The organism is Mycobacterium sp. MAC_080597_8934 (assembly GCF_000523975.1).
Lineage (GTDB): Bacteria > Actinomycetota > Actinomycetes > Mycobacteriales > Mycobacteriaceae > Mycobacterium > Mycobacterium avium.
Genome location: NZ_JAOS01000050.1, coordinates 18,986 through 38,022 on the forward strand (window position 1 = coordinate 18,986; position 19,037 = coordinate 38,022).

At 67.7% G+C, this 19,037-nt stretch carries 16 protein-coding genes, 2 tRNA genes and 3 pseudogenes; 8 read left to right on the forward strand and 13 right to left on the reverse strand.

All coding sequences use genetic code 11. The features are described 5' to 3' along the window. The 4 genes from NF20_RS21160 to NF20_RS21175 are packed head-to-tail and all read left to right on the forward strand — an operon-like array spanning window position 1 to window position 3,642. Complete coding sequence (locus NF20_RS21160) at window positions 1-765, forward strand: SDR family NAD(P)-dependent oxidoreductase (protein WP_033712855.1); 765 nt, start codon at window positions 1-3, stop codon at window positions 763-765. A gap of 21 nt (window positions 766-786) precedes the next feature. After that, a complete protein-coding gene (locus tag NF20_RS21165; protein WP_033712854.1) occupies window positions 787-2,070 on the forward strand; it encodes an acyl-CoA dehydrogenase family protein in 1,284 nt (427 codons plus the stop codon). Further along, on the forward strand, window positions 2,051-2,674 hold the full coding sequence (locus NF20_RS21170; RefSeq protein WP_010948797.1) for a TetR/AcrR family transcriptional regulator: 624 nt from the start codon (window positions 2,051-2,053) through the stop codon (window positions 2,672-2,674). The genes NF20_RS21165 and NF20_RS21170 overlap by 20 nt, the downstream gene beginning before the upstream one ends. Beyond that, a complete protein-coding gene (locus NF20_RS21175; RefSeq protein WP_033712853.1) occupies window positions 2,674-3,642 on the forward strand; it encodes an NADPH:quinone oxidoreductase family protein in 969 nt (322 codons plus the stop codon). Before NF20_RS21170 ends, NF20_RS21175 begins: the two co-directional genes overlap by 1 nt. A gap of 9 nt (window positions 3,643-3,651) precedes the next feature. Here the strand turns inward: NF20_RS21175 and NF20_RS21180 are convergent. Next, window positions 3,652-5,525, reverse strand: a pseudogene (locus NF20_RS21180) (alkyl/aryl-sulfatase). A 141-nt stretch (window positions 5,526-5,666) separates the two neighbouring features. Here NF20_RS21180 and NF20_RS21185 point away from each other — a divergent pair. After that, window positions 5,667-6,152 carry a lipoprotein LpqH gene (locus NF20_RS21185; protein WP_003873405.1) on the forward strand — a complete coding sequence of 162 codons (486 nt, stop codon included), beginning with the start codon at window positions 5,667-5,669 and terminating at the stop codon, window positions 6,150-6,152. Window position 6,153: 1 nt separating this feature from the next. Here NF20_RS21185 and NF20_RS21190 read toward each other — a convergent pair whose 3' ends face one another. From NF20_RS21190 to NF20_RS21205, 5 genes are all read right to left on the reverse strand, one after another. Beyond that, a complete protein-coding gene (locus tag NF20_RS21190; protein ID WP_023900433.1) occupies window positions 6,154-7,644 on the reverse strand; it encodes a sensor histidine kinase in 1,491 nt (496 codons plus the stop codon). A gap of 154 nt (window positions 7,645-7,798) precedes the next feature. Further along, on the reverse strand, window positions 7,799-8,503 hold the full coding sequence (tcrX, locus tag NF20_RS21195) for a two-component system response regulator TcrX (RefSeq protein ID WP_003876976.1): 705 nt from the start codon (window positions 8,501-8,503) through the stop codon (window positions 7,799-7,801). Between the two features lie 110 nt (window positions 8,504-8,613). Beyond that, window positions 8,614-8,769: a DUF6131 family protein gene (locus tag NF20_RS27425; protein WP_003873402.1), complete on the reverse strand. Its 156-nt coding sequence runs from the start codon at window positions 8,767-8,769 to the stop codon at window positions 8,614-8,616. A 21-nt stretch (window positions 8,770-8,790) separates the two neighbouring features. Further along, window positions 8,791-9,030 carry a hypothetical protein gene (locus NF20_RS21200; protein ID WP_003876975.1) on the reverse strand — a complete coding sequence of 80 codons (240 nt, stop codon included), beginning with the start codon at window positions 9,028-9,030 and terminating at the stop codon, window positions 8,791-8,793. Window positions 9,031-9,186: 156 nt separating this feature from the next. Next, window positions 9,187-10,131, reverse strand: coding sequence for a class I SAM-dependent methyltransferase (locus NF20_RS21205; protein WP_019733433.1), 945 nt, complete (start codon window positions 10,129-10,131; stop codon window positions 9,187-9,189). 90 nt (window positions 10,132-10,221) lie between these two features. On the opposite strand from NF20_RS21205, the gene NF20_RS21210 reads away from it, so the two are divergent. Next, window positions 10,222-11,286, forward strand: a complete 1,065-nt coding sequence (locus tag NF20_RS21210; RefSeq protein WP_019733432.1) for a phosphotransferase family protein — start codon at window positions 10,222-10,224, stop codon at window positions 11,284-11,286. A 19-nt stretch (window positions 11,287-11,305) separates the two neighbouring features. Next, the gene (locus NF20_RS21215; protein WP_033712852.1) at window positions 11,306-11,830 is read left to right on the forward strand and encodes a hypothetical protein; all 525 of its coding nucleotides are present in this window, start codon (window positions 11,306-11,308) and stop codon (window positions 11,828-11,830) included. Between the two features lie 95 nt (window positions 11,831-11,925). Here NF20_RS21215 and NF20_RS27430 read toward each other — a convergent pair. The 7 genes and pseudogenes from NF20_RS27430 to NF20_RS21250 form a co-directional block, all read right to left on the reverse strand. Further along, window positions 11,926-12,255: pseudogene (locus NF20_RS27430) on the reverse strand (IS481 family transposase); the annotation flags it as partial. Between the two features lie 113 nt (window positions 12,256-12,368). Beyond that, window positions 12,369-12,920, reverse strand: a complete 552-nt coding sequence (locus NF20_RS21225; RefSeq protein WP_080711234.1) for a DUF6262 family protein — start codon at window positions 12,918-12,920, stop codon at window positions 12,369-12,371. Next, window positions 12,917-15,409 (reverse strand): tyrosine-type recombinase/integrase, encoded by a 2,493-nt coding sequence (locus NF20_RS27435; protein WP_141244865.1) that lies wholly within the window; start codon window positions 15,407-15,409, stop codon window positions 12,917-12,919. The genes NF20_RS21225 and NF20_RS27435 overlap by 4 nt, the downstream gene beginning before the upstream one ends. Then, complete coding sequence (locus NF20_RS21235; RefSeq protein WP_308009810.1) at window positions 15,406-16,368, reverse strand: site-specific integrase; 963 nt, start codon at window positions 16,366-16,368, stop codon at window positions 15,406-15,408. Before NF20_RS21235 ends, NF20_RS27435 begins: the two co-directional genes overlap by 4 nt. A 331-nt stretch (window positions 16,369-16,699) precedes the next feature. Beyond that, window positions 16,700-17,575 (reverse strand): annotated as a pseudogene (locus tag NF20_RS21240) (IS481 family transposase); the annotation flags it as partial. Between the two features lie 113 nt (window positions 17,576-17,688). Then, window positions 17,689-17,761 (reverse strand) — tRNA-Arg (locus NF20_RS21245). A 35-nt stretch (window positions 17,762-17,796) separates the two neighbouring features. After that, window positions 17,797-17,885 (reverse strand) — tRNA-Ser (locus tag NF20_RS21250). Window positions 17,886-17,968: 83 nt separating this feature from the next. On the opposite strand from NF20_RS21250, the gene hisC reads away from it, so the two are divergent. Further along, window positions 17,969-19,036 carry a histidinol-phosphate transaminase gene (gene hisC / locus NF20_RS21255; RefSeq protein ID WP_019733429.1) on the forward strand — a complete coding sequence of 356 codons (1,068 nt, stop codon included), beginning with the start codon at window positions 17,969-17,971 and terminating at the stop codon, window positions 19,034-19,036. The last annotated feature ends 1 nt before the right edge of the window (window position 19,037 follow it).

Sequence of the window (19,037 nt, forward strand, 5' to 3'; positions counted from 1 at the left end):
ATGAGTTATGCCGAATGGCTTTTCGACCTCACGGATCGGGTGGTCCTGATCACCGGCGGCAGCCGCGGACTGGGACGCGAGATGGCCTTCGGCGCGGCCCGCTGCGGCGCGGACGTGGTGATCGCCAGCCGCAACCTGGACAACTGCGTCGCCACCGCGCAACAGATCGAGCACGAGACGGGCCGGCGCGCCATGGCGTATCAGGTGCACGTCGGGCGCTGGGACCAACTCGACGGGCTGGTCGAGGCCAGCTACGACCGGTTCGGCAAAATCGACACGCTGATCAACAACGCGGGCATGTCGCCGTTGTACGACAAGCTGACCGACGTCACCGAGAAGCTGTTCGACGCCGTGGTCAACCTCAACCTCAAGGGCCCGTTCCGGTTGTCGGCGTTGGTCGGTGAGCGCATGGTGGCGGCCGGCCGCGGCTCGATCATCAACGTGAGCACCGCCGGGTCGCTGCGGCCGACGCCGGACATCGTCCCCTACGCCGCGTCCAAGGCCGGGCTCAATGCCATGACCGAAGCGCTGGCCAAGGCGTTCGGACCGGCGGTGCGGGTCAACACCCTGATGGCCGGGCCGTTTCTGACCGACGTGAGCAAGGCCTGGAATCTGGAAGCGGCGCAAGAGAATCCGTTCCGCCACCTCGCGCTGCAGCGCGCCGGGGATCCGCGTGAAATCGTCGGCGCCGCACTGTTTTTGGCCTCCGATGCGTCCAGCTTCACCACCGGCTCGATCCTGCGGGCCGACGGTGGAATCCCCTGATCCCGATGAGGAGCGATTGAGATGTCCTGGGACTTTTCTACCGAGCCGGAGTTCGAGGAGAAGCTGGAGTGGATCCGCGGGTTCGTCCGCGACGAGGTGGAACCGCTCGAGGTGCTCTTTCCCGGCTGTGAATTCCTGCCGCTGAACGACGATCGGCGCCGGATCGTCGACCCGCTCAAACAGCAAGTGCGCGACAAGGGGTTGTGGGCACCGCATCTGGGTCCGGAACTGGGCGGGCAGGGCTTCGGCGCCGTCAAGCTGACGCTGATCAACGAGATCCTGGGCCGCAGCCCCTGGGCGCCGATCGTGTTCGGTACCCAGGCGCCCGACACCGGCAACGCCGAGATCATCGCCCGGTTCGGCACCCAGGCGCAAAAGGACCGCTACCTGGCGGGGCTGCTGTCCGGGGAGATCTTTTCCTGCTTCTCGATGACCGAACCGCAGGGCGGTGCCGACCCGCGGGTGTTCACCACCCGCGCCGTCCGCGACGGTGACGAGTGGGTGATCACCGGGCGAAAGTACTTCTCCTCCAACGCATCCGTCGCCTCGTTCTTCATCATCGTCGCGATCACCGATCCCGACGTGCCGGTGCACACCGGCGCCTCGACGTTTTTGATCCCGGCCGGCACCGCGGGGCTGGTGCTGGAGGCCAACCACCACCTGGTGGGCGCCGACCCGCACGAACCGGGGCATTCCCTGGTGCACTACAACGATGTGCGGGTGCCCGCCGACGCCCTGCTCGGCGAGCCCGGGCAGGGCTTCTTGATCCTGCAGACCCGGCTGGCCGGCGGGCGGCTGCATCACGCGATGCGCTCCATCGGGATGGCGCAACGCGCGGTCGAGATGATGTCACGGCGGGCGAAAAGCCGTTTCACCCAAGGCAGTTTGCTGGCCGACAAGCAAATGGTGCAGGAGTTCGTCGCGGACTCCTATACCGAGCTGATCCCGTTCCGGCTGACCGTGCTGCACGCGGCGTGGCTGATCGACAACGGCGACGAGCGCGCCGCCCGCGCCGAGATCGCCGCCTGCAAGATCCTGGCCTCGCAGGTGCTGAAATCGATTGCGCTGCGGGCCATTCAGGTGCACGGCGCGCTGGGGCTCACCGACCAACTGCCGCTGGTCAACGTGCTGCTCGGCGGGATCGCCCTGGGCCTGGTCGACGGGCCCACCGAGGCGCACAAGGTGAACCTGGCCCGGATGCTGCTCAAGGGGTATGAGGCCGACGACGGCGACTGGCCCAGCGAGATGCTCGACGTGCGGCGCGCGGCAGCCCGCGCCAAATATGGTGAGCTCGTTGATTTCTGACCGGGTGACCGCGGCGGTCGAACGCGCGCTCGACGACCGCCAGCGGGAGGCCACCGAGGAGGTGGAGCGCATCCTGGCCGCCGCGGTGCGCGTCATGGAACGCGTCGCACCCGAGCCGCCGCGGGTCAGCGACATCGTCGCCGAGGCCGGTTCGTCGAACAAGGCGTTCTACCGGTATTTCGCCGGCAAGGACGAGCTGATCCTGGCCGTGATGGAGCGCGGGGTGGCCATCGTGGTGTCCTATCTCGAGCACCAGATGGCCAAGGAGGCCACGCCGCGGGGCAAGATCGCCCGCTGGATCGAGGGCACGCTGGCGCAGGTCGCCGACCCGCACCTGATCAGCATGACCCGGGCGGCGGCCGGTCAGATGTCGGCGGGCACCAGTTGGCGCGCGGCCGACCAGGAGATGATGCGGCCCCTTCGCGAACTGCTCGTCGAACCCGTTGCGGCGCTGGGCAGTAGCGATGTCGACCGCGACGTCGAGGCGGTGTTCAGCTGCACGGCGGCGACCCTGCGCCGCTACGTGGGCTCGGCGCAGCAGCCCGCGCCGGACGACATCGCCCACGTGGTGCGGTTCTGTTTGCGTGGACTGGGGGTGCGCTGATGCGGGCGGTCGTCTGCCGTTCCTACGGCACACCGGAGGACCTGGTGCTCGACGAGGTGCCCGACCCGGTGCCCGGCCCCGGCCAGCTATTGGTTCGGGTCCGCGCGGCCGCGGTCAACTTCCCCGACGTGCTGTTCATCGCCGGCAAATATCAGGTGAAGATTCCGCCGCCGTTCATTCCCGGCAACGAGATCGCCGGCGAGGTCATCGCCGCCGGCGAAGGCGCCCGGTTCCTTCCGGGGCAGCGGGTGGCCGGAACCACGTTCGGGGCGTTCGCCGAGCAGGCGCTGCTGAATGCCGATCAGGCCGAGCCCATCCCCGACGACGCCGACTTCGCCTCCGCCGCGGCCTTCGGCGTCACCTACCGCACCGCCTATCACGCGCTGCGCTCGACCGCCGGTGTGACGGCGGGAGATTGGGTGGTGGTGCTCGGCGCCGCGGGCGGGGTCGGGCTGGCCGCCGTGGATCTGGCGGTCGCGATACAGGCCCGGGTGTTGGCCGCCGCGTCGAGCCCGGAGAAGCTCGAGCTGTGCCGGCGGCGCGGTGCGGAGGCGACGGTGGATTACGACCGCGAGGACCTCAAGACGCGGATCCGGGAGCTCACCGGCGACCGCGCCCGCGTGGTCCTGGACCCGGTCGGCGGGCCCTACTCGGAGCCGGCCCTGCGCGGCCTGGCCCGCGGCGGCACCTTCGTCACCCTGGGCTACGCGTCCGGCACCATCCCGGCCATTCCGCTCAATCTCGTTTTGCTCAAGGACATCTGCGTGCGCGGCATGGAGATCCGCACCTTCATGACCGACCGGCCCGACGACGCCGTGCGCGACCTGACGGAGTTGTCGCAGATGTTCGCCGCCGGCACCGTCCGGCCGTACATCGGAGCGCGGTTTCCGCTCGAGCGGACCGCCGCGGCGTTGCGGCACGTCGCCGACCGCAAGGTGCTGGGCAAGGTGGTGATCGACGTCGCGTGAGCGGCGGCGCTACGGCGTGACGATGTTGAAGTCCGGGTCCGGCGCGTCGAGCGCTCCCACCAACGCCTGCAGCGCACCCCGATCGCCGGTGAGCTCCAGACCCGGCGAGGCGAAGTCCCCCGCCGCCAACGCCAGCAGCCGAATCTTGTTGGCCAGTCGCACCGTAACGGTCGCGGTCGCGGGATCCGCCGGCACCTTGCGTTGCACCAGCACGCCGTTGCGCAGGGCGAGCCGATGGTTGACCGCCGTGTCGGCAAGGGTGACGTCGACGGTGATGTCGAGGCCCCAGCTGCGTGGCCCGTTGACCCGGATGGCCAGGCCGTCGAAGATCTGCTCCGGGGTCAGCTGGGCAAGCATGGTGGGCGAGGTGACCTGCCCGGCGGTGCCGAAATTGCCGTCGCGCAGCTCCGTTGCGCCGCTGAGGAAGAAGTTGCGCCAGGTCGCGTTCTCCGCGCCGTAGGCCAGCTGCTCGAGCGTGTCGGCGTAGAGCTCGCGGGCGCCGGCGTGCTCACCGTCGGTGAACATCGCGTGGTCCAAAAGGGTTGCCGCCCAACGGTAATCACCGGAGTCGAACGCCTGCTGGGCGAGGTCGACGACCCGGTCGATGCCGCCCATCGCAGCGACATAGCGGGGCCCCAGCGCCTCGGGGGGATGGGGCCACAGCCGGGCCGGGTTGCCGTCGAACCAGCCCATGTAGCGCTGGTAGATCGCCTTGACGTTGTGGCTGACCGACCCGTAGTACCCCCGCGCGTGCCAGGCCCGCTCGAGAGCCGGTGGTAGCCGGAACATTTCGGCGATCTCGACACCGGTGTGACCCTGGTTGAGCAGGCGCAGTGTCTGGTCGTGCAGATACGCGTACAGGTCGCGCTGCAGCGACAGGAATTCGACGATGCCGTCTCGCCCCCACGTCGGCCAGTGATGGGAGGCGAACACGACGTCGGCGCGGTCGGCGAAGGTGTCGATGGCCTCGGTGAGGTAGCCGGACCAGGCGCGCGGGTCGCGCACCAGCGCGCCGCGCAGGGTCAGCAGGTTGTGCAGGTTGTGGGTGGCGTTCTCGGCCATGCACAGGGCGCGGAATTGCGGGAAGTAGAAATGCATTTCGGCGGGCGCCTCGGTGCCGGGCGCCATCTGGAACTCGATCTCGACGCCGTCGATCGTGTGTGTCTCCCCCGTCTCGCGGATGTCGATGGTCGGCACGATGAGGGCCACCTCGCCCATGGAGGCGGCCTGCCCGAGCCCACAGCCCACATGGTCGCGGGGCCCGCGCGGCAGCAGCGTCCCGTACATGTAGGTGGCGCGGCGCAGCATCGCCGGGCCGGCGTAGACGTTCTCCTGCACCGCATGTTCGACGAAACCCTCCGGCGCCAGCACCGCCACCCGGCCGGCATCGACCTCGGCTTGGGTGGTGACGCCCAGGACGCCGCCGAAATGGTCGACGTGGCTGTGGGTGTAGATCACCGCGACCACGGGCCGGTCGCCGCCGCGATGCGTGCGGTACAGCGTCAGCGCCGCCGCGGCCACCTCGGTGGACACCAGCGGATCGATGACGATGATGCCGGTGTCGGTTTCCACCAACGTGACGTTGGAGATGTCAAGGCCGCGAACCTGATAGATGCCCGGAACCACTTCGTAGAGGCCATGTTTGGCGGCCAGCGTGGACTGCCGCCACAGGCTGGGATGCACCGACGTGGGCGCGGGCCCGTCCAGGAAGGCGTAGGCGTCGTTGTCGAACACCACGCGGCCGTCGGCGCCCCGCACCACGCACGGCGACAACGCGGCGATGAATCCACGATCGGCGTCGCGGAAATCCGCGTCGTCGGAAACGGCAGCACGCATGCGCGATGGGCCGCCTCGATGACCGGGCTGGGAGGTTTGTGGTCCATCACAACAACCTTGCCACCAACGCGGCCTTAACCGAATCGAAACAATTTCGCCGAACCTCTTTTGCGCAACCCGGCAAACCCGCATACTGCGCAGACGGCCCTCAATGCCGAGGACCGCAACTTTCGGGCAAAGGAGAACAGGTGAAGCGTCAACTGACGATCGCGGTCGCGGGCGCGGCAATTCTTGCCGCGGGTGTTTCCGGCTGTTCGAGTGGCAACAAGTCGGCTCCCAGCAGTTCCGCGAGCAGCTCGAGCACCAGTGCGTCGGCGAGCAGCGGCGGGGCGGCCGGGACCAAGGTCATCATCGACGGCAAGGACCAGAACGTCAGCGGTTCGGTCGTGTGCACGAATGCCGGTGGCACCGTCAATATCGCGATCGGTGGCGCGGCGACCGGCATCGCCGCCGTGCTCAGCGACGGCAACCCGCCCCAGGTGAAATCCGTTGGGCTGGGCAATGTCAACGGCGTGACGCTCGGATACACCTCGGGCACCGGCCAGGGCAACGCGTCGGCCGAGAAGAACGGCAACAGCTACAAGATCACCGGCACCGCGACCGGGGTCGACATGGCCAACCCGCTGCAGCCGGTCAACAAGCCGTTCGAGATCGATGTGACCTGCAACAGCTGACCTACGCCGACGCGTGCGGTTGCCATCCGTTGGGTGGCAACCGCACCGTGAACTCGGTGTGGGCCGGCGAGCTGTTCACCGAGATCGTCCCGTTGTGCGCCTTGACCACCGCCGAGACGATGGCCAGGCCCAGCCCGGTGCTGCCACCCTTGCGCGACCGCGAGGAGTCGCCGCGGGCGAACCGTTCGAACACCTCCGACTGCAGCTCCGCCGGAATGCCCGGCCCGTTGTCGATGACCTGCAGCACGGTGTGCGCCGGCTCGGTGCTCAGCCGGGTGGTCACCACGGTGCCCGCGCCGGTGTGCACCCGCGCGTTGGCGAGCAGGTTGGTCAGCACCTGGTGCAGCCGCGCCGCATCCCCGGTGACCACCACCGGTTCCTCGGGCAGGTCCAGTTCCCACTGATGGTCGGGACCGGCGACGTGGGCGTCGTTGACCGCGTCCACCGCCAGCCGGGACAGGTCGACCGGTTCGCGCTCCAGCGGGCGGCCGGAATCCAGCCGCGCCAGTAGCAGCAGGTCCTCGACCAGCCGGGTCATCCGCTCGGTCTCCGAGGCCACCCGGCTCATCGCCTGCGCCACCGCCTCGCGGTCGTCGCCCATGCGCTGGGTCAGCTCGGTGTAGCCGCGGATCGCGGCCAGCGGGGTGCGCAGTTCGTGGCTGGCGTCGGCGACGAACTGGCGTACCCGGGTCTCGCTGGCCTGGCGCGCCGACAGCGCGTCGGCGATGTGGTCGAGCATCCGGTTGAGCGCGGCGCCGAGCTGGCCCACCTCGGTGGACGGGTTGGCGTCCGATTCCCGTACCCGCACCGGCAATTCGACCTCGCCGCGGGCCAGCGGCAGGTCGGCCACCTCGCGCGCGGTTTGTGCCACCCGGCGCAACGGCGCCAGTGCCCGCCTGATGATCACCACCCCGGCGATGGTGGCGGCCGCCAGCGCGATCACGGTGACGATCCCGAAGATGACCAGCATCCGGATCAGGGTGGCGTCGATGTTGGCCATCGACAGGCCGGTGACGATGATGTCGCTGCCGTTGCGGCTGGGGGCGGCGACGACGCGGTAGCGGCCCAGACCGTCCAGGTTCACGGTGACCGGTGCGCGGCTGCCGGCGATCTGTTCGAGTTGGGTTTGGGCGGTCGACGTCAGCGCGTCCCGGGTGCCGCTGCTGGTCAGGTAGCCGGCGTCGACGGTCTTGCCGTGGCTGACCACCGCGGCGACCATGCCCGCCGGCTGCCCCGGGGCGTCCAGGAACCGCGGGCCGGGGCCCGGCCTCGGATACGGCGAGTGCTCGTGGCGCGGATGGTTGGGCTCGGGGTACATCAGCGCCGAACGGAACGAGGTTCCGGCGAGTTGGCCGTCGAGCTGCTTGACCAGGTGATGGTTCAGCGCCAGTTCGGTGACCGCGGTGATGCCCAGACACACCAGCGCCAGCACGACGATCTGTCCGACCAGCAGCCGCAGCCGTAGCGACCAGACCCGGCGCGTGTCAGCCAATGGTCGCGACCCGCTGCGCCCGGCTTCGCCGCGCTTGCGATCGCTCCTAGCCAATGGTCGCGACCCGCTGCGCCCGGCTTCGCCGCGCTTGCGATCGCTCCTAGCCAATGGTCGCGACCCGCTGCGCCCGGCTTCGCCGCGCTTGCGATCGCTCCTAGCGGGCGGGCTTGAGGACATAACCCGCGCCGCGCAGGGTGTGGATCATCGGCTCCCGACCGTTGTCGATCTTCTTACGCAGATAGGAAATGTAGAGCTCGACGATGTTGGATCGGCCGCCGAAGTCGTAGCTCCACACCCGGTCCAGGATCTGAGCCTTACTCAGCACCCGCTTGGAGTTGCGCATCATGAACCGCAACAGCTCGAACTCGGTGGACGTCAACGAGATCGGCTCACCGGCGCGGGTGACCTCGTGGCTGTCCTCGTCGAGCACCAGGTCGCCGACCACCAGCTGCGCGCCGCTGTCCACGGTCGTCACGCCGGTGCGCCGCAGCAGGGCCCGCAACCGAAGCACCACCTCTTCGATGCTGAACGGTTTGGTGACGTAGTCGTCGCCGCCGGCGGTCAGGCCCGCGATCCGGTCCTCCACCGCGTCCTTGGCGGTCAGCAATAGCACCGGCAGCTGGGGGTTCTCCTCCCGCAGCTTGTGCAGCACGTCCAGCCCGCTCATGTCGGGCAGCATCACGTCGAGGACCACCACGTCGGGTCGCTGGTTGCGGGCGGCGGCGATGGCCGAGGCGCCGTCGCTGGCGGTGGCGATGTTCCAGCCCTCGTAGCGCAGCGCCATCGACACCATTTCGGCCAGCACGGCTTCGTCGTCGACGACCAGGACATTGATCGGGTTGCCGTCGGCGCGGCACATGACGACCCGCTCGGCTGAGGCTCGCGGCTGGCTCACATGTCCCAGTATCCGCTGCGGGCTGAGCTGCGGCTATGCCCTACCTTTGCGTGGCCTGTGAAACGCCCGGGCGGTCAGTACCAGTAGCGCCGGCCGGCGACCGGGCGACCGATCGAGCCCAGGATCCACAGCACCGCGCCGATCACCAGCAGCACGATGCCCAGCGTGGACAGCACGGGCACGTGGAAGAAATACCCGAGCACCAGCAGCACAATTCCTAAGATGACCATTTCGATTCCTTCGGGTCGCGGTTAGATGTTGATCGATTGCATCGAACTTGGTTGCGGCAGATGGCAATCCGTAACTTTCGGGTTGACGCCGAAGTAATTCAACGGTCCGGCGATCACGGTCACCGCAACCGTGCCCGCCGACGCGCATGTCGTTTGGTCGTTTTTGAAGTAATCACGCTGCCACGCCGCGAAAACCCCGATCAGCAACCACACCAACGCGACCGTTCCGATGATCCCGCTGCCACGCATCGTGACCTCCAAGGTGGTCGAGAAGAAGATTTCTCGTGACAGCTGAAATTACCCGTTGGACCCATGTTTAAACATGCATTTGGTTATGCCCGGGACCGCCGCTGAATTCGGACGGCCCGCGCCGGGTCCGTGAAATTAACGGCGCCGCTTACGATGTCGGCGTTCGACTCAGCCCGCCCGCCGCTGCGCGGACACGTAGAGGGTGGGCGGCATCGAATCCTGGGCCCCCTGCGGAATGCTGCGGCCGTAGCGGGCCATCAACTCCGCAAACGTCGCCGTCGAGACGTCCCACCCGCGCTCGCGCAGCCAGCTGTCGACCGGCGTGCGCTCCTCGGGATACCACAGGTCGTCGAAGTCGGTGATCTCGGCGTCGACCAGTTTGGCCGCCGCGGCGCGCATCCGCCGCATGTCCTCGCGCTGGCGGGCCAGCCGGTCGGGATCGGTGAATCCCGAGTCGGGCACGTTGGACGCCAGCCGACTGCCCGGCACGCTCAGCGCATCGATCCGCTCGAACAGCAGGTCCTGGGCCTGCGCCGGCAGGTAACGAACCAGCCCTTCGGCCGACCACACCGCCGGCCGCGAAGCGTCAAATCCGGCCTCCTGCAACGCTTTTGGCCAGTCCTGACGCAGATCGATGGGCACGTTGACCAGTTCCGCCTTGGGCTGGGCGCCGTGCTCGCGCAACGTGGTCGACTTGAATTCCAGCACCTTGGGCTGGTCGAGCTCGTAGACGACGGTGCCGTCCGGCCACGGTAGCCGCCAGCTGCGCGCGTCCAGGCCGGCGGCCAGGATCACCACCTGCCGCACTCCGGCGTCGGCCGCGGCGAGGAAGAACTCGTCGAAGAACGCGGTCCGGGTGGCCATGAAGTCGATCATCAGCTGCAGCCGGCCGCGCAGGTCCGGCTCGAGGTCGTCCGCCTTGGTCAGCAGCGCCGGGTCGGCATAGATGCTCCACATCCCCTTGCCGGCGGCCTCGACGAAAATGCGCGCGAACGGGTCGCTGATGAGCGGGTTTTCGCTTTCAGTCTCCGCCGCGCGGGCGGCGGCCACACCCAGTGCGGTGGCGCCCACGCTTTGGGTGATGTCCCAGGAATCGTTGTCGGTCCGCGGCATACCGGCCATTGTTCCAGCCGCTGTCCTAGTCTTCTTCCCAGACGGTCGACGGCTTCTTCCCGGACGGTCGACAGGTTGCAAGGGAGTGCGATGACGCCCACCTCACCCGAGGGCATGACCGTGGACGCGGTGGACCTACCGGCGGTCGCCGACTGGATGTCGGCGCAGGGACTCGGCGAGGGCCCGCTGCATGACGTCGCCACCCTGACCGGCGGCACCCAGAACGTCATGCTGCGGTTCAGCCGGGCCGGCCGGTCCTACGTGTTGCGCCGCGGGCCGCGGCACCTGCGCCCGCGCAGCAACAACGTGATTTTGCGGGAGACGAAAGTCCTTGCCGCCCTGGCTGGTTCGGATGTGCCCCGCCCGCACCTGATTGCCGTGTGCGACGACCCCGGCGTGCTGGGCGACGCGGTGTTCTATCTGATGGAACCGGTGGACGGATTCAACGCCGGCGAGGGGCTGCCGCCGCTGCACGCCGGCAATCCGCAGGTGCGCCACCAGATGGGCCTGTCGATGGCCGACGCGCTGGCCAAGCTGGGCGCCGTCGACCACGTGGCCGTCGGCCTTGCCGACTTCGGCAAGCCGGAGGGCTTCCTGGAACGGCAGGTGCCGCGCTGGCTTTCGGAATTGGAGTCCTACAGCCAATACGACGGCTATCCCGGGCCGCAGATCCCCGGCATCGACCAGGTTTCGGCGTGGCTGGAGCAGCACCGGCCGGCGCACTGGACACCGGGCATCATGCACGGCGACTACCACGCGGCCAACGTGATGTTCTCCCGTACCGGGCCCGAGGTGGTCGCCATCGTCGACTGGGAGATGTGCACGATCGGCGATCCGCTGCTGGACCTGGGCTGGCTGCTGGCCACCTGGCGCCAGCCGGACGGTTCGGCCGTGTTCAGCCACGCCCTGGGCGGGCAGGAGGGATTGGCCAGCACCGACGAGCTGTTCCAGCGCTATGCCGCCAACACCAGCCGCGACTTGTCGCACATCGCCTGGTACACCGTGCTGGCCTGCTTCAAGCTGGGCATCGTGATCGAGGGGACGCTGGCCCGGGCCTGCGCGGGGCAGGCCGAGAAGGAGGTCGGCGACCAATTGCACGCTGCCACGGTGCATTTGTTCGAGCGGGCGCTGCGACTCATCGACGAGCAGGGCTGAGCGTCTAACATCTTCTTTCGTGCCGCCCTATCCCGAGGAACCGGACTACTATTCCGAGCCCACCCAGGCCGCCCGATACGGCGGCGGGTACAGCGAGTACGGCGGGTATGACGACCGCCCGCCGCCGGAGCCGCCGACGCCCTGGTATCGCCGCCCAGCGGCGCTGGTCGCCTTCGGTGCGCTCGGGGTGCTGCTGCTCGGCGCGGTCGTCTTCGCCGCGGTCAAGCTGGCGACGAGTTCCCCGGCGCACAGCCCGGCGACGACCACCACGACGACGACTCCGTCCACCACCACGCCGGTTACCACCACGACCCACGAACCCCGGCACCACGGCGGCGGTGGCGGTGGCGCCCCGGCGCCGACCCAGACGGTGACCGAGACCGTCCCGCCGTCGAGCACCGACACCCCCACCACGACCGAGCCGCCCAGCACGGTCACGGTGTCGCCGAGCACCGAGACGAGCACGGTCACCCAAACCGTGACCGAACCGCCGCGGCGGGGACCGTACGGCGGCCCATTCGGCGGGCCGTTCGGTGGGCGTTGACGCGAAGAAAGCTGACTGAAAAAGCGCGCCTGTTCAGAGTCGGTTGATGGGTGACATTTCTATGTCGGTTGATCGGTGACACTCTGGGTTGTGTTTTAGGCCGGTGCGTTGGTGCGCAGGGCCCGTTTGTTTCGTACCTCGCCGCGGCTGGTGCGCGCGGCGGTTTTGACCAGATTGTCGCCGACCCAAAACCGCAGCAGGTCCCCATCGACGTGGACATCGCAGCGGGCGCCGGCATAGTGGCGCCCGATACAGACCTGCTGCCAGGACACGCACACGATGCCGTTGGAGCACACCCGCCGACTCACCCAGTCATCGCCACTGCGGTCGACGTGTCGGGCACACGAGTTCGACGGTGGTGATGCCGGCGCACCGGAGTGAAACCGTTGAGCCGGTGTGATCATCTTTAGGGCTTGGTGCGGACGGTTCTCTTGGGCTCGCGGCCTGAGTCGCGGTAGTGTCCCGGTGTTTCCGCAGTTCGCGCGGCTGGCTGCTGAAGAATATGGTGCGCAACAGGTGTGGTGCAAGGACTCATTTGTCAGCCGGTCGGCTGGGAGAGGTTGAGCTGGGCCATAAGTTCGCGGTTGGCGGCGCGGGCGGCGGTGAGGTCTTGGTCGCGTTCTTCGAGTTGCAGCCGTAGCTCGACGATTTGTTGTTCGAGCGTGACGATGCGTTGCTGAAGTTGCTCGATGTCGGTTGGCGCGCCGAGTCCGCTTGCGCGCCATGCTTGTTCGCCGAGCAGTTCAGACAGACGGATCTCGAGTTGTTGGGTGCGTGCGGCCATGCGGGTGCAGCGGTGCTGGGCGGCGAGCAAGTCGGCCTGCAGTGAGGCACGGGTGACCTGGTGACCGATCTCGGATTTGTCTGGTGGCTGGGTTGCAGCGGCGTGGATGCGTTCGAGCAGGTCGCGGTGGCGGTATAGGAAGGTGCGGTCGACTCCGGCGCGTTGAGCGATGCTGGTGGCGCTGAGTTCTGCGCCGTCTTTGATGGCGACCTCGAGGGCGGAAAGGACGCGTTGGCGGCGTCTGGTGGAGTCGGCTCGTCGTCCGTCGATCATCGCGTCGAGGGCATGGGTGGTGTTGGTGGTCATGGGGTTCTCTCTGGGCGCAGGTCGGGCAGGATTTGGCGGGTGCGAGGCATGCCGAGCATGACGCTGCGGTGTCGGCGCACGACGGTGACGGCTTGTTGAAGTTGTTGTCGCTGTTCGGGTTCGAGTTCGCCGAGCCCGTTTCTGATCTGGTCGATCAGGCGGCGGATGCGGCGGATTTCCTCCTCGGAGGGCATCGCCTCGACGCGGGCCCAGTCATCGAGGTCGGTGGTGGCGAGCAGGCGTTCCCGGGTGCGCAGCAGGTCGTCGAGGTAGGCGCGCAGGTCGGGCAGATAGGAGACGTCGGTGCGGAAGTGGTCGCATCCAGCGCAGCGGAACCGGAACGGACAGGCACCGCCGCCGGCCTTGACGTTGGACGGTTCGGCGCAGACACCGAATGGAACCGCGACCTCGCCGACGGCGCGACGGGCGTGTTCGGAGTCCAACAATGCTTGGGCTTGCCGCCAGATGCGGTTGCCATGCCGGTCGAACTGCATCGCGGTGACGCGATCGACGGCTTCACGGCGGCGGGTTTCGCCGATGCGGTAGTAGCAGCTGGTGGTGTCGAGTTTGCGGTGCGACATCAGCTCACGCAACACCTCGATGGGGACGCCGGCGTCAGCGTGGCGTTGGGCGTAACTGTGCCGGTAGGCGTAGAGCACCACCTTGCTCTTGTCATATTCGACACCATCGGCGTTGCGCAGCACCGGCAGTCGGTCGACCCAGGTGCGGTGGGCGAACGCGAGAGAAAAGCCGGTGATCGCGCGGCGTCCGCCGGGGTTGCGCCGGTCGGTGGGCAGCAGCTTGAGCTCGCCGATCGGAGTGTTTGGGTAGCGGTTCCGGACTTGTTGCTGCTGGGCGAGTATTACGGCGGCGGTCTGCTCGCTGATCGGCAGGCGTCGTGCGAGCCGGTTGGCCTTATGGTTGTCGTAGATCAGCACGGGCTGTCCGTCGTCGTCTCGGGTCAGGCAGTCGAAGTCCAGCTCGCAGATCTCTTCGGGACGGCGGCCGGTGTCGATGGCCAACTCGACCGCGGTGCGCATCTCTGATGAGGTCAGTTCATCCAGGTGTTCGCATAACTGCTTCATGATTTCCGGCGGCAGGTCCCGGTTGGGTTCGCCCGGTTCGGGTTCGACAGGCACGTCCGCCTGCCCAATCACAAAGTCCTCGCCCAGCCCGGCGGCGATGCCGCCGGGCCGCGTCAGCCCCATCGCCCGGATGCGGGTGAGCACGGCACGAACCTCGCGGCAGGCCCGGATCCGGGCATCGCCACTGATCTGACCGACCGATTCAAGGTAGGCCAGCCGGTGCAGGAACGCCTCCATATCGGTGCGTCCCAACGCCGCTGGGTGTTCGCCGCGGTCCTCGCGCATGCGCAGCGACTCTGACAACCGCACCAGGCAGCCGATGTAGTGGCGCACGGCCAGGCCGGCGCTGGTGCGCCGCCCGGCTCGGACACGTCGTTTCGGCAGGTCATCGGCGGCCCACCGCTTGGCGGCCTCCCGCAGCCAGGACTGGCTGATGCCGGTAAACGACACCGTGCCGTGATGCCCAAACACCGCCAGGTCCCATTCGTCCTGGGCGACTTCGGTTTCCGGGCTCGACAAGGCGCGCCGAGCATGACCGATCAGGCAGTTGACCAGCCCGGTGAACTCCAGGCCCCGGCCGTCACCGATGACATAGTCGGCGATCGACCCCACCTGCTGGCCCAGCAAGTCGTTACAGAACGCGCGCAGCACGGCCTCGTCGGTCTTGACCGCGTTGATCCGGCAGCGCTGCTGCAAGCCCACCAGCAATTCAGCGACCACCAGCGGCGTCAGGCCCCGCAGACTAACCTCGCCGCCGCGACCGATCGCTGGTTCGGTTGCCCGCCAGACGATTTCATCTAAATGTGGGTCACGTGCGCGGACGGTGCGCAGCCGCTGCTGGTGCGCCTCACAGTACAGACCGTCGGGATGGCGCCGCTGGCGAGTGCAGGCGGCCACCGCGCACGGCGGACACGGCGGAAGCGGCCTGGTTTGCCGGTGAGCACGGAACTCGTCGACATCGGCAACCGGCAAGGCGCGCAGCTGTTCTGCGTGGGCGTGACACAGCCCGGAACTCGCCGATTCCCACTCGCGTCGACAACCGTCGACGACACAAGCATCCGGCCCGCGCCCCATTCGTTCGCGACCCCGCGGCGGAAGCGAGGCGATCTCGTCGTCACCGAGCCCGTGTTCGGCAAGCCGACGCCGGCACGAGGCGCAGATCCGCGTCGCTGCCGGCGCGGATGTCAAACAGCCCGACGCGCGGCAGACCGGGCGTCCCAGCAGCGGATGCTCCGGTGCGAACGACAGCACCTTTCGCGCCGCGTCCCAGCCGGCTTCGGCGAGGAACGCGGGATCGATCACCACGGTGATCGACGCAGCGTGCCGGTCGATTCCTGCTGGATCGGCGAACACGTGCACTCTGCCGGCGACGATCGCAGCCGTCGGCATCGTCACGGCGCTCACCCGTCCGTCCCGGCAAGCTCGCGGGGACTGCGGACCCGGTCGACGGCCTCACGCAACCGGGCCGGGTCGGGATGCAGATAGACCTGCGACGAACTCATCGCCGCATGCCCCAGCAGGGCGGCGATCTCGTCCAGACCGGCACCGGCGTCGGCAAGGTTACTGCCGAACGCATGCCGCAGCCGATGCGGCGTCATATGCTCGATTCTGGCCCGCCGCGCGCAGGCGGTGATCAATTCATTAATCGTATCCGGGCGCATCGGTGCGCCGATCGGCTCGCGAAACAGGTTGACCAACAACAAATCCGACTCAGCCGCCCGCGGCACCGCAAACCGCTCGAACTCGTAGACATCGAACAGCTGAACCGCCAGAAAATCCAGCGGCACCACGCGTTGGCGACGCGATTTGGCCCACGCGCCGTTCGGATTCTCCCGCCGCACCACATGCAGGTGCGCTCGCGGGATTTCACAGCCCAGCAGACGTGAGTCGGCCAACAGGTGAACGTCCGAGCGCCGTAGGCCACACAACTCGCCGCGCCGCAGCCCGGCCCTGGCCATCAACAGCACGATCAGCCTGTCCCGCGCCGACTGGCAGGCCCGCAGCAGCGCCACGATCTCGGCATCGCTGGCCCGGTCCACCATCGCCTCTGGCTCGTGCAACCGATGCCGCGCCCGCATCCGCCAGGCCATCCGATGTTCCTCACCGCGGGCCTGCGCGGGCAGGTCACGCTCGTCGGCCAGCTCATAGATCAACGGCATCAGCTCGCCAGGCGCCTGACCGGATGCCACCGCGTGAGCGACGAAGCCCCGCACCGCGGTCAGCACACCGTTGATCCGCCGCGCCCCACGCACCGGCTCAACGCCCGGACCAGCCAGCACCTGCCCACCCGCCACGACCTCGACACCGCTGGACTGCGGCCCCGCGTGACGCAGCCAGGTGATGAACAGCCCCAGCGCCGCCACCCCGTCATGCCAATGCCGGCCGGTGCGAACACACCAGCGCAGAAACAATGCGATGGCGCCCGCATATGACCTTGTGGTCAACTCCGAACCGTCACGGCCGAATCGGACATGCCGCAAGAACGCATCCGCTTCGGCCACCACCGCCAAATCCTCATCCAGCACCGTCCAGTACCTCGCCCCGGACGGCAACCTCACCAGAAACGCCCGCACCCTGATCTCCTCTCGCAGCAGGCAGCTTTACCACTACCAGCCACGAGCACCACACCCCGGGAGATCTGTTGCAGAACCGGGCCGTGTCGCCGGTTTACGCAACGTCACACAACAGGGCAGCTAACCCCAGAAAAGGCCGGGTGGTGTTGTAGTCCTCGACCCACTCATCGAGTGCCTGCTGAGCGACCTTGAGGTTGGTGAAAGGCTCACGGCCGCTAAGGAACTCAGCGCGCAGACTGCGGTGAAACCGCTCGATTTTGCCGGTCGTGGTCGGGCTGCGCGGCTGGGTCAACAGATGTTCGATGCCGTGCTCGCGGCAGATCGCATCAAAGAGCACCTCGACCGGTGGATGACAAAACCGCCCGGTGAACACCTTGCCGTTATCGGTCAAGATCTGCTCAGGCACCCCGTAAGCGGCCAGCGCCGCCCGTAATCCGTCGCAGACCGCGCGGGTGCGCTCACGGGCCATCAGCTTGGCGCACACACACATCCGGGAATGATCATCGATGCCGGTCAGGGCTTTGGCGCTGGTGCCATCGGCCAGCGGGAACCCGCCGACGATGTCGAGCTGCCACAGCTCCATCGGCGCCCCGCGCTCCCAGCGCTTCCATTTGCGCGACCGTCGATCTCGCATCGCGGGGTCGATCAGACCGGCCCGCACCAGCGCTCGATACACCGCTGACTCCGACGGCACCGGATGGACACCTCGCTTGGCCAACTCGAACACCAACCGCCGCGGCCCCCAATAGGGTCGCGAGCGGCGCAACTCGAGCATCTCGGCCTCCACCTGCCCGGGCATCTGATGTGGACACGACACCGGCCGATGCGACCGATCCACCAGTCCTTCCAAGCCCGCGGCTTCATACCGGGCCAGCCATCGGTGCAGCGTCTGGCGCGACACCCCGACCTTTTCAGCGACCTGCGAGATCGACAGGCCATCACCAACCACGGCCATCACGGCCTGATACCGCTGCTCAGCCACGCTCAACTCCCTCATCTAGGGAGTGTCACCGATCAACCGAAACAACTGTCAAGCATCAGCCGAAACACTGTCAGGCATCACCCGACATAGATCCGTCAAGCATCAGCCGAAGTCATACACTGAAAAAGCGCGCCCGAAGGGATTCGAACCCCTAACCTTCTGATCCGTAGTCAGATGCTCTATCCGTTGAGCTACGGGCGCCTGTCTTCAGTTGTGGTTCCGCTAGGGGGACCCAGCGGAGGCGAGAGGATTTGAACCTCCGGTCCCCTTGAAGGGGGACAACTCATTAGCAGTGAGCCCCATTCGGCCGCTCTGGCACGCCTCCCTTGGACTTTCCGAGGGTACCGACCCCTTTCCGGTCTCGCGGAACCGGCCATACTGTACACAGTGGGGACATAAACTGTCGAAGTGACCGCCCGCCTGCGCCCCGAACTGGCCGGACTGCCAGTGTATGTGCCCGGCAAGAACGTGCCGGGATCCATCAAACTGGCCAGCAACGAGACCGTGTACGGCCCGCTGCCCAGCGTGCACGCGGCGATAGAGCGTGCGGTAGCCGTCGTCAACCGCTACCCGGACAACGCGTGCGTGGACCTCAAGGCGGCGCTGGCGATGCACCTGGGTTCCGATGTCGCCCCCGAGCAGATCGCGGTCGGCAGCGGCTCGGTCACGTTGTGCCAGCAGCTGGTTCAGATCACCTCCGCGGCCGGTGACGAGGTGATGATGGGCTGGCGCAGCTTCGAGTGCTACCTGCCCATCGTCCAGGTGGCCGGCGCGATCGCCGTCAAGGTTCCGCTGCGCGAGCACACCTACGACCTGGACGCGATGCTCGCCGCGATCACCGACCGCACCCGGTTGATCTTCGTGTGCAACCCGAACAACCCGACCTCCACCGTCGTCGACCCGGACGCTCTGGTCCGCTTCGTGGACGCGGTGCCGGCGGACATCCTGATCGCCATCGACGAGGCCTACGTCGAATACATTCGCGACGGCCTGCTGCCCAACAGCCTGGAGCTGGCCCTGAGCCGCTCGAATGTCGTTGTGCTGCGGACCTTTTCGAAGGCGTACGGGCTGGCGGGGCTGCGGGTCGGCTACGCGATCGGGCATCCCGAACTGATCACCGCGCTGGACAAGGTGGTGATGCCGTTCGCCGTCACCAACGTCGCGCAGGCCGCCGCCATCGCGTCACTGGAGGCCTCCGGCGAGCTGATGGCCCGCACCGACGCGCTGGTCGCCGAGCGCACCCGGGTCAGCACCACCCTGCGCGACGCCGGATTCGAGCTACCGCCCTCGCAGGCGAACTTCCTCTGGCTGCCGCTCGGGTCGCGCACCGCGGATTTCGTGCAGGAGGCCGCGAACGCGCGCCTGGTGGTGCGTCCGTTCGCGTCCGAGGGCGTCCGTGTCACCATTGGGGCGCCGGCCGAAAACGACGCCCTGTTGCAATTCGCCTGCGATTGGATCGCCCGCACCGAACGCTGAG

What these genes read in the sequence shown, in the direction of transcription:
- NF20_RS21175 (WP_033712853.1), top strand. Translation starts at nt 2,674, where the DNA reads ATGCGGGCGGTCGTCTGCCGTTCCTACGGCACACCGGAGGACCTGGTG.
- NF20_RS21165 (WP_033712854.1), top strand. Translation starts at nt 787, where the DNA reads ATGTCCTGGGACTTTTCTACCGAGCCGGAGTTCGAGGAGAAGCTGGAG.
- NF20_RS21160 (WP_033712855.1), top strand. Translation starts at nt 1, where the DNA reads ATGAGTTATGCCGAATGGCTTTTCGACCTCACGGATCGGGTGGTCCTG.
- NF20_RS21210 (WP_019733432.1), top strand. Translation starts at nt 10,222, where the DNA reads ATGACGCCCACCTCACCCGAGGGCATGACCGTGGACGCGGTGGACCTA.
- NF20_RS21205 (WP_019733433.1), bottom strand. Translation starts at nt 10,131, where the DNA reads ATGCCGCGGACCGACAACGATTCCTGGGACATCACCCAAAGCGTGGGC.
- tcrX (WP_003876976.1), bottom strand. Translation starts at nt 8,503, where the DNA reads ATGTGCCGCGCCGACGGCAACCCGATCAATGTCCTGGTCGTCGACGAC.
- NF20_RS21225 (WP_080711234.1), bottom strand. Translation starts at nt 12,920, where the DNA reads ATGACCACCAACACCACCCATGCCCTCGACGCGATGATCGACGGACGA.
- NF20_RS27425 (WP_003873402.1), bottom strand. Translation starts at nt 8,769, where the DNA reads ATGGTCATCTTAGGAATTGTGCTGCTGGTGCTCGGGTATTTCTTCCAC.